Source organism: Deltaproteobacteria bacterium (assembly GCA_022340465.1).
Classification (GTDB): Bacteria; Desulfobacterota; Desulfobacteria; order Desulfobacterales; family B30-G6; genus JAJDNW01.
Genome location: JAJDNW010000056.1, coordinates 14,939 through 27,908, shown reverse-complemented (window position 1 = coordinate 27,908; position 12,970 = coordinate 14,939). Strand labels below are relative to the sequence as shown.

General features: G+C 53.9%; 10 protein-coding genes. 3 read left to right on the top strand and 7 right to left on the bottom strand.

All coding sequences use genetic code 11. The annotated features are described in order from the left end of the window. Positions 1 to 74: 74 nt before the first annotated feature. From LJE94_08650 to LJE94_08640, 3 genes are all read right to left on the bottom strand, one after another. Positions 75 to 854, bottom strand: a complete 780-nt coding sequence (locus LJE94_08650) for an enoyl-CoA hydratase/isomerase family protein (GenBank protein ID MCG6910176.1) — start codon at positions 852 to 854, stop codon at positions 75 to 77. A gap of 105 nt (positions 855 to 959) precedes the next feature. Continuing rightward, positions 960 to 2,612, bottom strand: a complete 1,653-nt coding sequence (gene pgi / locus LJE94_08645) for a glucose-6-phosphate isomerase (protein MCG6910175.1) — start codon at positions 2,610 to 2,612, stop codon at positions 960 to 962. 112 nt (positions 2,613 to 2,724) lie between these two features. Then, complete coding sequence (locus LJE94_08640) at positions 2,725 to 3,483, bottom strand: DUF3108 domain-containing protein (GenBank protein MCG6910174.1); 759 nt, start codon at positions 3,481 to 3,483, stop codon at positions 2,725 to 2,727. 666 nt (positions 3,484 to 4,149) lie between these two features. On the opposite strand from LJE94_08640, the gene LJE94_08635 reads away from it, so the two are divergent. Together LJE94_08635 and LJE94_08630 are read left to right on the top strand one after the other, a co-directional pair. Beyond that, positions 4,150 to 4,692: a DUF4124 domain-containing protein gene (locus LJE94_08635; GenBank protein ID MCG6910173.1), complete on the top strand. Its 543-nt coding sequence runs from the start codon at positions 4,150 to 4,152 to the stop codon at positions 4,690 to 4,692. Between the two features lie 199 nt (positions 4,693 to 4,891). Then, a complete protein-coding gene (locus LJE94_08630; protein ID MCG6910172.1) occupies positions 4,892 to 5,722 on the top strand; it encodes a transporter substrate-binding domain-containing protein in 831 nt (276 codons plus the stop codon). A gap of 388 nt (positions 5,723 to 6,110) precedes the next feature. On the opposite strand, the gene LJE94_08625 is transcribed toward LJE94_08630, so the two are convergent. From LJE94_08625 to LJE94_08610, 4 genes are read right to left on the bottom strand one after another with little or no spacing between them, the layout of a single operon-like run. Then, positions 6,111 to 7,193, bottom strand: coding sequence for an AI-2E family transporter (locus tag LJE94_08625; protein ID MCG6910171.1), 1,083 nt, complete (start codon positions 7,191 to 7,193; stop codon positions 6,111 to 6,113). Positions 7,194 to 7,202: 9 nt separating this feature from the next. Beyond that, positions 7,203 to 9,503, bottom strand: a complete 2,301-nt coding sequence (locus LJE94_08620; GenBank protein MCG6910170.1) for a tetratricopeptide repeat protein — start codon at positions 9,501 to 9,503, stop codon at positions 7,203 to 7,205. A gap of 18 nt (positions 9,504 to 9,521) precedes the next feature. Beyond that, the gene (locus tag LJE94_08615) at positions 9,522 to 10,055 is read right to left on the bottom strand and encodes a Rieske (2Fe-2S) protein (GenBank protein ID MCG6910169.1); all 534 of its coding nucleotides are present in this window, start codon (positions 10,053 to 10,055) and stop codon (positions 9,522 to 9,524) included. A 5-nt stretch (positions 10,056 to 10,060) separates the two neighbouring features. Then, the gene (locus tag LJE94_08610; GenBank protein MCG6910168.1) at positions 10,061 to 11,428 is read right to left on the bottom strand and encodes a cytochrome b N-terminal domain-containing protein; all 1,368 of its coding nucleotides are present in this window, start codon (positions 11,426 to 11,428) and stop codon (positions 10,061 to 10,063) included. A 187-nt stretch (positions 11,429 to 11,615) separates the two neighbouring features. Between LJE94_08610 and LJE94_08605 the strand changes: the two genes are divergently transcribed. Then, entirely contained in the window at positions 11,616 to 12,950 is a 1,335-nt protein-coding gene (locus tag LJE94_08605) for a cobalamin-dependent protein (GenBank protein ID MCG6910167.1), read from the top strand. Positions 12,951 to 12,970: the final 20 nt, after the last annotated feature.

The window sequence follows — 12,970 nt, the reverse complement described above, 5'->3', positions numbered from 1 at the left end:
CGGAAAAACATTCCGAATAGCATCTGCGGCCATCCCTGATATTTTCAAGGCGGCATATAGAAGTGACGGTCGGTTTAAGATTTCGGGGTATTCCTCGCCATCAAGGCGTCGATGCTTTCTTTGAATTCCCGCGACATATAGTTGATGGCCTGATACGTTGCCTGCCGGTGCAGTGTTTCTTCGAGGGTGCTGTTCCTGGCGGCGGGAATGGAATCCTTCATCATTTTAATCGGCAGGTCCGGAAGGGCGCATATTTTATCGGCCAGTTCCATGGCGCTTTCCATCAACACCTCGCCGGGAACCACGTGGTTGACCAACCCAATTCGCAGCGCCTCCGTTGCCGGAATGGTATCCCCTGTCATCAGGAGTTCGTATGTTTTCGCTTCTCCGACCGTGTTGAGCAGCAGGTACTCCGAGCCCATCCCGGGGTGCAGCCCGAGCCTGGCGAAAGGAAAGCCGATCTTAGCCCCTCTGGCGGCAATACGCATGTTGCATGCAATCGCCAGGCAGGCCCCGGCCCCGACGGCATATCCGTTTATGGCGGCGATGGTTGGAATCCCCAGCCTTCTGACGCATAGAAACCGGTTGTAGAAATCGAATGCGCGCTTCTTTTGAATTCCCGGATCAGCGCCGTAAGCGGACGCAATTTCCTCAAGCTTACCGCCGGCACTGAAGGCGCGGCCGGCACCAGTGACAATGAGCACCTTTGGTTCGTTATCGTCCTTGAGTTCCTCGATCGTTTTTTTAAACGCCAGCGACATCTCTTCACCCAGGGGATTTAACAGATCGGGGTCGTTCAGCGTCAGTATGCAAATCCTGTTTTTAACTTCTTTGATGACAGGCTGGTCGTTCATAACCGGTTCCTTTCTCCGCTGCTTTCAATTTAAACTGTAATATCTAACCATTACCTGAGATGAAAACGGTATATTATTTGCCATGTTGCTTGTTCAACGATGCGGTTACCCCCGCATGGCCTTGTAAGCGTTCATCAGTCCGTTGGTTGAAGCATCGTGGGAATGAACCGGCCGCTCGTCTCGCAGTTCCGGCATGATCTGCGCTGCCAGTTGCTTGCCCAGTTCCACCCCCCACTGATCAAAGCTGAAAATGTTCCAGATGACACCCTGAACGAAAATCTTGTGTTCGTACATGGCGATCAGGCTTCCCAGTACCCGGGGCGTCAGCATCTTGAAAAGAATGGAGTTGCTGGGCCGGTTTCCCGCGAACACCTTGTGCGGGACCAGACGATCGATATCCGCCTCGCTTTTGCCAGCCGTCTTCATCTCCCCGATCACCGCTTCCGCCTTTTTGCCGTTCATCAACGCCTCGGTTTGGGCCAGAAAATGAGACACCAGAATGGTGTGATGGTCCCCGACGGGATTGTGGCTCCTGGCGGGTATCAGGAAATCGGCCGGCACCATGCGGGTCCCCTGGTGAATGAGCTGATAAAAGGCGTGCTGCCCATTGGTGCCGGGTTCACCCCACACGATGGGTCCTGTGGCGTGTGCCACCCTGCGCCCCTGCCTGTCCACGGACTTGCCGTTGCTTTCCATGTTGCCCTGCTGAAAATAGGCCGGAAAGCGTTTCATGTACTGATCATACGGCAGAATCACCTCCGATTCCGCCTTGAAAAAATTCACGTACCAGATGCCGATCAGGGCCAGAAGCACGGGAATGTTCTGCCTGAAAGGCGTGTCGTGAAAATGCCTGTCCATTGCATAGGCACCCTCCAGCAGGGCCACGAAGTGCTCGAAGCCGATAAAGCAGGCAACGGAAAGGCCGATGGCGGACCAGAGGGAATATCGTCCCCCGACCCAATCCCAAAACCGGAACATGTTGGCACGGTCGATGCCGAAGGCTTCCACGGCTTCCGAATTCGTGGAAACCGCCACAAAATGCCTGGCTATCTCGGCTTCCCCGCCGGATGTTTCCAAAAGCCACCGCCGGGCCGAAAACGCATTGGCCATGGTCTCCTGGGTGGTGAACGTTTTGGACGCCACAATGAACAAGGTGGTTTGCGGATTAAGCCCCTTCAACGTTTCCACGAGGTGGGTTCCATCCACATTGGAAACAAAATGCACCGACAGGCCGTTCCGGGCATACGGCCGCAGGCATTCGGCCGCCATGGCCGGTCCCAGGTCCGACCCGCCGATGCCGATGTTGACGATATCACTGATTGGCCTGCCACTGTACCCCCGCCATTTCCCGGAGGCGATCCGGCTGCAAAACCCGCGCATCTGGTCGAGCACGCGATTCACATCGGGCATCACGTCACGGCCATCCACCATTATCGGCCGGTTTTCCCTATTGCGCAGTGCGACGTGCAATACCGGCCGGTTCTCGGTGACGTTGATGCGTTCGCCTGAAAACATCTGATCAATAGCTTCTTCCAAACCGAGTTCCTCCGCCAACCCAATCAGCAGATCAAGGGTCTTTTCCGTAATGCGGTTCTTGGAATAGTCCACCAGCATATCCTCAAAGGAAACGGAAAATGTATCAAACCGCTTCACATCCGTGGCAAACAGATCCCGCATGTGGGCATCCTTTACCCGTTCATAGTGGGCTTTCAGCTTTCTCCAGTTTTCCGTTTCCTGAGGCGCAATCGATTTTAGCATGGCCGGCCCCCCGCGGTTTTTTACCATCTTATTTGTTCGTTTAAACGCTTGCTTCCAATACCGTGATCCGAATCTCAACGTTGCGCCATTGAACCTGCCTTGAATGAAACGTTCAATTTTTCGAGGAATCCTGAAGCAACGGCTCCGTATTGCGAAGTTCGGCACTGAAATAGCCCAATAGCAGGCGGCTTTCGACCCGTACGGGAAGCCGTCTCTCATCCGCGGTTACCCATAGGCGGATGGCGGATTCCTCATTGCTGTTGAAAACCTCGACCTCGTCCATGAGGGGTTCGAGCACGTAGGTGTCGTATACCTTGTTTTGTACCTCGATCTTTTCCCTGCGCAGGATGTTTACCTTGCCGATGACATTCCTTTTCCCGTCGGTAATCGGGCATTCGAGTTGAGATGACGGCATCACAGGCTGAAGGCGGAGATAAAAAAAGGCCGCCAAAAGATCGAAGGTCCCCGGCATCACCGGGCGATACCTGGGCGTGTTTTCATCGCTGACGCATTTGAGCCGTCCTTTTTTCCAGTCAAAGGTTATCACCCTGTCATTCCGGTATTCCCCTTCGCGAATCTCTTGTTTGAACAGCAGCGAATGGGCCATGTCGGCATCCGCATACGATTCCAGCCGGTCTCTGATTTTGAATATCCGGTCAATGGTTTCGTTGGTTCGTGCCGTCAATTCGAAATGGTAGGCATCAGACCCGTTCAGCCTGGCCATGGGCAGCACGCTCAAAACGGCAGTGCCCGCGCCGACGTACCCCCAACGCAAATCGAAGGTCAACGTTTCCCCCGGGACAAATGCACGGGGCGTGGCGCCATCCGTCGCTACACACGGACAAAGGCACAGGCATGCCCCCAAAAGCATTAAAATCCCCCTCCTCCAAATACCGGGAAACATCTATCCACCTTACGGCCTATCCGTGCCCCTCGCGACATCCGCCCCGAACCACGGAGATCATACCTAACCCGGATAACCGGAAATAATAACATCTAATATCAAAACGCTAAACCATTTCAAATAATCCGAAACCAACATCTCTAGCAAACATGATGGGATTTGAATAAATAGGTACTATAGTGTTTGTCAGAATACCGTTCCGTATGCCTTAAGCGGGTGGCGGGTTTATTTTTCAAAGCACCATATCAAACCAAGGCATAGCCTGTGCCCGCCGGATTGTTGATGAAAAAATGCAGATATTTAATAAAATCAGCTAGTGGAAACATCATCAATCCGGCAGGGCACTACGACAGCCGTGCAAAATATTGATGATATGGTGCTTTGAAAAATAAACCCGCCACCTGCCAATCCAATGTTAAAACAGATCATATATATGGCAAATGCTCTACATTCAGGTCATGATATCATACACGAAAACACCGGTGTTGGAAACACAAGGTACGAATGCAATCGTTTGCGGCCTGCAAGCACATTCCGGTTGACGACCGCAGCCCGATTTTTGTACCCTACAGGGGTTCAGCGACAAGAGGCCGGGGGGTTGGTCGGCAAATCCGATAAGCGAGGAAACCCGATATGCAAAAAATGCTGCGATGCGTCATTGTAATCCTCTTATTTTTTTCGGGTCCGATTGCCGCCGCCGGAACGCTCTATACCTGGACGGATAAAGACGGTGTCGTCCACATCACCCCAACCAAACCACCCAACGGCATCGATCATACCGACAAGCTCACCTACACGGCCAAACCCGAAAGGAAAACCACGCAGGTTCATAAACAAGGCGCCGACCGGCAAAGGGAATTGATTCTGGAAATCGAGGCCAGCCAAAAGGCCCGGAGACTGAGGCGGGAAGCGGACCAAGCCAGAAAGGCAATGGAAGCGGCCGTCGAAGCGGCCAATAAAATGAAGGCGGACACCGATGCGTATATCCGGCAGTGGGGTGGCTGGGCCAAGTATCGCAAAAGCGTCAAAGCCAAAATAGACCGCCGAAAGGATGCCACGAACCAGGCCGTTGCCGAATCGGAGCGGTTGATAAAAACCGCCACGGAAGCCGAAGCAAAGGCCCGCGAAGCCGAAGAGGCACTGAAAGACCTGAATCGGCCCGCTATGGAAAAATGAAACCGAAGATACCGTGCGCCGCATTCAAGGCGACGCTTTCCCCCGACCGGACACAATTGACAATCCAACCGCAATGGTTATTGTCTCACCAATGTAAACCTGAGTTGATTCAGGATTGCGTTTCTTGTCTGTGTCGAAAAATACGGTTTTTACCGCCTGCAAATCACCTGAACCTAAAATAACAAGGAACTCGTTAACCATGAAAAAAGCAACGTTGACATTGATTGGTATGCTTTTTTTGGCCCTGATCACGGGCTGCGCCGGAATGAACGCCAACACCGCGCAGACGCAAACCTCGCCGGTTCTGGATCGCATCGCCCAACGCGGCGAACTCGTGGTCGGTACGGCCGGGACCATGCCCCCAATGAACATGACTACCAAAGACGGTCGGGTGGTGGGCATCGAGCCCGATATCGCCCGTGCCGCCGCCGGGGCCATGGGCGTCAAGCTCAGAATAGAAACCATGCCCTTTTCCCAGCTGCTGCCGACGCTTGAAGCGGGCAAAGTGGACATGGTTCTTTCCAACATGACCATCACCGCCGAAAGAAACCTGAAAGCGGCTTTTGTCGGCCCCTACTACGTGTCCGGAAAAGCGTTTTTAACCAAGCTGGAAACCATTGCCCTGGCCAAGGACGCCGCTGAAATCAACAGTCCCGACACCACGCTGGTGGCCTTGAAGGGGTCGACCAGCCAGTACTTCGCCGAAAAATTCATCCCCGACGCCAAGCTCATCACCACCGAGGATTACGATGCCGCTGTCGATCTCGTCCGCCAGGGCAAAGCCCACGCAATGGTTGCCGATTACCCCATCTGTCTGATTTCCGTACTCCGCTATCCCGAAGAGGGGCTCCTGACGGTGGTGACGCCGCTGACCTATGAGCCCATCGGTATCGCCGTGCCTCCGGGCGACCCGCTGCTGGTTAACTGGCTGGAAAATTTTCTGAACAGCTTGAGGGCCAGCGGCAACCTAAAAACGATCGCCAACCACTGGCTCGAGGACCCATCCTGGCTCCAAAACCTGCCCGAGTAAATTGCCCCGCCCGTGGCCGGGCGGTGTAATTTGCTCGCTGTGTTCTAGCATGGTTGCCGGACCAACGTTCCGAATGGCTTGCATGGCCGTCCCTGATATTTTCAAGGCGGCATATCATTACCATTCTGCACGGCTGTCGCAGTGATCCGCCGGCTTGATGATGGTTCCAACACCTTGTTTTATTAACAATCTGCCAGCCTTCATCATCAATCCGGCGGGCACAAAAAAGGCATCCTTTCGATATGTTGCCTTGAAAATATCAGGGACGGCCTCTACTTGTACGGAATAGACTTATGGCGATCGGTATAAATCTCTTATGATCTGATGCGCTGTGCCGCTTGTTGGAATAAATCAGACCCCAGAGATAAATGGGTACAGGCACCGATACTCAGCTCTCCTGCCCCTTTTCTCCAGCATCCGTTTCCAGCCGCAGCAACCATGTCTTGATCAAGGTGTTGACCAGGGTTGCCAGGGGAATGGCAAAAAACACACCCCAAATTCCCCACAGTCCGCCGAACATCAACACAGAGATGATGATGGCCGTCGGATGCAGATCGATCACGCCGGACAACAAAAGCGGGGCCAGGATATTACCGTCTACGATTTGGATCGCGGCATAGGCAATCAGGGCATAGACCATATACCCTCCCCATCCCCATTGAAAATAGGCAATCATCGCTACCGGTAAAAACATCACCGTTACACCGATGTAGGGCAGAATGACGGATAGCCCGATAAAAAAAGACAGGAGCAGCGTATACTCCATGCCCAGGACCTTGAACACGATGTAGCTGATGACCCAGACGATTAAAATTTCCCAGCCTTTTCCCCGAATGTAGTTGGCAAGCTGTTTGTTGACCTCGAACCAGACGGTGGTGGTCAAATCGAGATTGTCCGGCAGCAGTTTTCTGACCCACGTCAGAATGCGGGCCTTGTCTTTTAAAAAGAAAAAAACCAGAAAGGGCACCAGGATAAGATAAACAACCAGGGTGAAGATGCCCATGACCGATGCCAGTGACCAGGAAAGCAGTCGCTTTGCCACTACGGTCAGGTTGGCACTGATGGTGTCGAAGATCTGCTGAATCTGGGCCGCGCTGATAAAATCCGGATATCTTTCCGGCAGCTGCATCAACTGTTTCTGCCCTTGGACAAGCATGGCGGGCAGCTGCTGGATAAACTGGCTTATCTGGCGCGAAAGCATGGGAAAAAACCAGATGAACAAAACGAAAAGACCGGCAATGAACGAGAGGAAAACGATCACCACCGCTGCCAGCCGCGGTATTTTCCAGCGCTGCAGGTGGGTCACGAGCCCCTCTAACAGATAGGCAATCACGAGGCTGGCAAACACCGGCATGAGTATTTTACCTAGAAAAAAGACGATGCCGAACCCCAGAATCAGCATCAACGCAAGAATGATCATCTGCGGGTCTGAAAGGTACTTTTTTCGCCAGTCTTTAAATAACGGCAGCATAAATCTTCCCTACGAACGTTTTGAATGTATGAACTTCAACAAATCGTGACCGATTTTTTCCTGCGGATGGGTTTTCACCATGTGGTTGGCAACGGCCTCGGCCTCCGCCCAGCGCTTCCGGCCCATGTAGAAATCAGCCAGGGCGTAAAGAAAGTCGAGATTTTGCGGGTCCAGTCCCACCGCCCTCTTGAGGGCTGCCTCGGCTTCATCCGGCCGGTTCAGATAGCGCATGAGAAGCCCCAGATTATACTGTACGCGAGGCCTCTCCGGCATGCCGTCCGCCGCCCTCTCCAGAAAAACGGCCGCTCCCTGATAATCCTTTTTCTCCGCCAGCAGCAGCCCGAGAGAATAGGAAGCCTCATGGAACTCGGGATTGGTTGCAATGACCTCGCGAAACAGCTTTTCCGCCGCATCGTTTTTGCCTTCCTGATTGTAAAGCATGGCCAGATTGATCTTGGCCGGCAAAAAAGCATCGTCGATCCGAATCGCCCTCAGATAATTCGCCTCGGCTTTCTCGACCTCCCCCATGTCACGATACATGTTCCCCAGATTGTGTCCGGCAAAGGCAAAGTCCAGGGAATAGCGCATGGCCGCCTTATACTCCTCCAGAGCCCTTTGGAAAGCCTTTTCCACCCGCTTGGATGTCAGGTGCGCCGAAGCCGGAACAAGCTTGGCCGCGGCCTCCATGCGCACGCCCCTTACGGGGTCGTACAATAGGGGAGCCAGGACCTTTACGGCCGTTTCAGGATCCGCGGGAGCATAGTACCGCAGGGCCGTGTGCCGAAGCAGGGCGTGCTCGTCCTCCAGCGACCGTCTGAACGCCCGGTCCCTTTCAACACCCCGGTAGGGACTCAACAGCGCCAGGGCCGTCGATCGGACGATCGGCGGATAAAGAACATCATTGATGATATGGACAAGGCCTTGCATGGCGTCGGGTTCCCTGCGGCTCGCCCGGGCAAATACGGTGCCGTAATGGGGCCTGCGTCGAATGCCGTACCACTTGGTAATATGGTCCACAGCCCACTTATCGGTCTTGTCGCGATGACACTGGGTGCAGGCGTTGGGGGTCTTGCAGGTCAGGCTCAAATCCGGCCGCGGAATTCGCAGGCTGTGATCGAAACGGAAATCGATGCCCATGTAATATCTGCCCGGCATGTGGCAATGTTTGCACTCGGCACCGGTTCCCACGGCGATGACGTCGCCATCGATATGGAGGGCTTTTCCGGGCTCACCTTTCTGCTTGTGGAAGTGATGGTTGCCGGTGTCATAAATGTCGCCCCGATGGCACTGGAGGCAGAGGCGGTTTCCCTGCTTGAGCGGCTTGCAGGAATGTACATCGTGGCAATCGCTGCATCGGACCCCCTTGCTGAACATTTTGCTCTGGGTAAAAGAACCGTAAACGTAAACTTCATCCAATATCTGACCATCGACAAAATAAAGGGGATCGATCAACAGTTGGGGAACCATGCTTTCCAGAAAATCGTCGTACCGGTGTTTGAAATCTCCCAGTTGGGACCGGCGTGCGTGGCAGCGGGCACACATGACCACCTGCTCGCCGGCAGTCATTGTTCCCGTGTTCACCATCAGGTTATAATTTTTCACGGACGCCGACCTGGCCATGGGAGGGGCAGCGGCCCAGGCCACATGCTTTGACCCGGGTCCATGGCAGGCTTCACAGCTGACATCGATTTCGGACCAGGTGGTGTGGTAAACATTTTTTTCCGGGTCGTAGCCCTTTTTCAGATTTGTGGAATGGCATTCTGCGCACATGCCGTTCCAGGTCTGGGCGCTGTTCGTCCAGTAGAGCCAATCCCCCGGGTGCAGCTTTTCTTCCGCATAAAGGTGGTACCAGCTTTTTTTGTTCACATCCCAGGCAAGGGGCAGACACTGGAGCCGCCCTCCCGGAAAGGGCACCAGATACTGCTGCAGCGGCCAGTATCCGAAAGTGTACTTGATTTCAAAGTCACCCATGATACCATCCGGCCCTGCCGTGTTGACGAAAAATTTCTCTCCTTTTCGATAAAAACGGGAAACCACTCCCTGGTGCTCGAACAGGGCGCCGTCGAAATCCCCGAGAACGGTGGATTCGTCCGCCACGGCCATGGCGAGGTCATGATCCGATCCCCGCCACTGCCGGTATTGCTCCCGGTGGCATTCAAGACATTTTTCACGCCCCACGAAGAGGGCCGCGGACGCAGCGCTCGACAAAGCCCCAGCCCCCGGCATGTATCTGGATTTCAACAGATACACAGGCGGCGACAGTACGATGATCAGTGTCGCGATGATGCCCGTTATTTTCCAGCTCGTCATAAATATCGCCGCGAAGCCCTAAACCGATGTCACCTGTTCGGTGCGAAAGTGTTTCCGTTTCAGCCGTTTGCCCGTATCAACCGTCACCATGCCGTTCTCGATGATGATGGAATAGTAGTCCAGTGCCCGGGGAGCCGGCTTGCTGATGACGTCGCCGGTCCGGTCGAACGCGGATGCATGACAGGGACACTCGAAACGCCCTTTTTCTTCGTCCCAGATCACCGTGCACCCCAAATGGGTGCACTTGCGTGAGAGTGCCAGAAAGCCGCCGCTTTCCATCCTCGAGAGATAGAAGTGTCCCCGCTGAAACGCGGTTACCGTGCCTGCGGAAAAATCGCTTGCCGGGCCGCATGCGATCAGACCGCCGTAGCCTTCGACCGGCGACGCGTTTTTTCCCGGTTTGAGAAAGGCGATGACCAGTCCGATCACCTCGGCCGCGGCGATCCCCCCCAGAATCATCCAAAGCCTGTTCAGAAATCGTCTCCTGGGGGTTGGGCCGCCCCGGGAGGCATGCTCTTTTTCATCCGTTCGTTCGATTGTCTTGCGTTTCAATGCGCTCACCATAAGGGCCACGTCAGGGCCATGTCCGTACCCCGGAACCACAAGCATACGATGGTCAAAACGACATACGTTGCCATCAAATAGATATAGAAGCTCTGGATCACCTCGTTTCTGTCGGCGGAAAATCGTCTTTGCAGGACAAGCAGAAAGATGACCGTCACACCCGCAAAAAGGAAGACGGGCAAAAAACCGCTGCCGATAACCGGCGGCAGGGCCGGCAGGGCCGAGGCGAATTTGAACAAAAAGGCATCTCCCCATATGCCGGATGCCGTCAAACAGACGGCCGCCAGGATGCTTACCGTCCCCATGCGACGGCCGTTTTTTGAATAAAACCACACCCCGCTTCGACTGGATCCGGCATTCACGTAGGGAAGCATCAGCAATCCACCGAGCATCAGCGCCGGAATGATCAAAACCGAAAACACGGGATGGATGTGCAGAAGCATTTCCTGCAGGCCGATAAAGAACCAGGGGGCCTTGGCCGGGTTGGGGCTCAAGCCGGGGTTGGCCTTCATGCCCAGAGGCGCATCGAACACGATTGAAATCAGCAGGGTAACCGCCAGAACCACCAGGGCCACCGCCAGCTCCTTCAGCAACAGGTCGGGAAAGACCGGTATGCGCTGCCGTTTCGCATTCCCTCCCCCCTGAACCTGCGGCACGACCACGCCGCCCGCCTTTCTGACCCGCCAGAAGTGAAACATGGCCAGCATCGAGATACCGGCTGGAAGAACGGCGGTGTGCAGCGCGAAAAAAAGCAGCAGGGATGTCGGGCCGATATCCGGCCCCCCGCGGATGACCAACTGCAGCCAGTTCCCGACAAGGGGAACGTAATCGAGCATCCCGGTGCTGATCGTAACAGCCCAGTAGGCCAGCTGGTCCCAGGGAAGCAGGTAGCCGGTAAAATTGGATGCCAGGACAAGCAAAAACAGCGCTATCCCGACGATCCAGTTGAACTGCCGCGGGGAATGATAACCGCCGGTAAAAAACACGCGCTGCATGTGCAGAAAAAGGATGATGACCAGAAAGTTGGCGCTCCAGTGATGAATGTTGCGCACCCACAGGCCGAATTGAATGTCGTGCTGAATGGTCAGGATGGAATCATAAGCCATGTCCGGGAAGGGCTTGTAAACCAGCTTCAACAAGAGCCCGGTGCCGAATAAAAGCATGATCAGAACGAAGGCCGTCCCCCCCAGTCCCCACGTGTGTGTAAAGCGCGCGGCCGCTTCCGGAACGCTCCGCGGGCGAAAATGGAACACCAGGGTCCCCGGCAGATACTTTCTTTGGCTCCCGCTCCTTCCCCCTGCAGCGGAATGGCTCCCCCGGTTGAACAGGGAATCTTCTGGCGGTGGTATGTTGACTGGCATATTTTATTGTTTAATTAAAACGCACGAAATGATCACGTTGTTTTTCGTGATTTTGCCTTTTCGTGATAAATTGTCTTTTATCGGTGATCCTGTCCGATCTTCCAAATCGGCTTTTACGCTTTCATGTTCGCACATTCTGTATTATATAGCTGCCCATTCGATCAAGGATAAACTTCGAGATAATTCAATGAAAAGAAAAGAAAAAATTTTGCTGCTCTATCCCGGTGAGTTTCACTCTCAAGGATGGGGCCGGTTTATATGCCTCAAGCCGCACATGGTTTACATCTATTCCTATCTCCAGCGGTTTTTCGATGTCACGGTCCTCGACCTGGAAAATGAATTTTCGCGGCCGCAAACACCGGAGGAACTGGCTGTCTTCAAAACTAAATCTCTGAAACGCATCCAGGGTATCGATGCGGACATGGTAGCCATATCCTGCTGGTCGAGCCTCAACTACCTGTCTTCCGTCTTTTTTGCCGAGGCGATCAAAAAAGAGCGCCCCGACACACCCATTATCGTCGGCGGATACCACCCGACCTTCCTGCCCCGGGATTTTACCTATCCCGAAAGCCCTTTCGACGTTGTCGTCCAGGGAGAAATACAGAACATATTCAAGGCGATCCACAAAGACCGCTTCGAAGCCATCGAAACGTACAGAATCGTACCCGATTTTCGTACCTACCCCTATTTCGACCATCAGAAAACCCTGGGCATTTTCCTGGGGGCCGGCTGTCCCTTTAACTGCCGCTACTGCATGGAATACAAAAGAAAATGGAGCAGCCTGCGGGTAGAAGAGGCCATTGACTTGATCCTGCGGCTGAAGCGCGACTACGATCCGCACTACTTCACCATCTTCGACGCCTGCTTCGGTTTAAACAACCGATGGCGCAAGGCCTTTCTATCCGCTCTGAGCAAAGCCGACCTGGACTGCTATTTCTGGCTGGAAACGCGGGTTGACGTCGTCGACGAAGAAGATCTGGAGCTGATGTCCGGCCTGAAGATCAAAATGGATTTTGGTGTTGACTCTTTTTCAAGAACCATGCTTAACATCATGAATAAAACCAGGAACCCGGATGCCTTTCTGAAGACGTTTGTAAAAATTTCGTCAATCTGCAATCGGCTCGACATCCTCCACGATGTTTATCTGATTTTCGATCACCCTGGCGAGACCCGCGAAACCTATGCGGAATTCAAGCAATTCTTCCAGGACGTCGTCAGGCAGCGGCTGGAAGGCGGGCATCTCAGGGTGAAATACCAGCGGTTTTCCTACTATCCTGGAAACTACATCTTCAACCATCAGGAAGACTATGCCAGGCAGTACGGATTTAAGGCGATTCATCCGGAATGGTGGCGGCGGGCGGGAGATCACTATTTGAGCTCCAGAGAGATAATCCCTTCCGTGGACGAACACGGCCAACCCTTCCACGTGCCATTGAAGGAAACATCGAAGATGGTGAAAGCGTTCAACAGGAAAGCAAAAGAGGAAGCCCTCTGGCAAAAGCTGCATGCATTCGACTTGTAAGCCTAAAAAAGAGAGAGCAG

What these genes read in the sequence shown, in the direction of transcription:
- LJE94_08650 (MCG6910176.1), bottom strand. Translation starts at nt 854, where the DNA reads ATGAACGACCAGCCTGTCATCAAAGAAGTTAAAAACAGGATTTGCATA.
- pgi (MCG6910175.1), bottom strand. Translation starts at nt 2,612, where the DNA reads ATGCTAAAATCGATTGCGCCTCAGGAAACGGAAAACTGGAGAAAGCTG.
- LJE94_08640 (MCG6910174.1), bottom strand. Translation starts at nt 3,483, where the DNA reads ATGCTTTTGGGGGCATGCCTGTGCCTTTGTCCGTGTGTAGCGACGGAT.
- LJE94_08635 (MCG6910173.1), top strand. Translation starts at nt 4,150, where the DNA reads ATGCAAAAAATGCTGCGATGCGTCATTGTAATCCTCTTATTTTTTTCG.
- LJE94_08630 (MCG6910172.1), top strand. Translation starts at nt 4,892, where the DNA reads ATGAAAAAAGCAACGTTGACATTGATTGGTATGCTTTTTTTGGCCCTG.
- LJE94_08625 (MCG6910171.1), bottom strand. Translation starts at nt 7,193, where the DNA reads ATGCTGCCGTTATTTAAAGACTGGCGAAAAAAGTACCTTTCAGACCCG.
- LJE94_08620 (MCG6910170.1), bottom strand. Translation starts at nt 9,503, where the DNA reads ATGACGAGCTGGAAAATAACGGGCATCATCGCGACACTGATCATCGTA.
- LJE94_08610 (MCG6910168.1), bottom strand. Translation starts at nt 11,428, where the DNA reads ATGCCAGTCAACATACCACCGCCAGAAGATTCCCTGTTCAACCGGGGG.
- LJE94_08605 (MCG6910167.1), top strand. Translation starts at nt 11,616, where the DNA reads ATGAAAAGAAAAGAAAAAATTTTGCTGCTCTATCCCGGTGAGTTTCAC.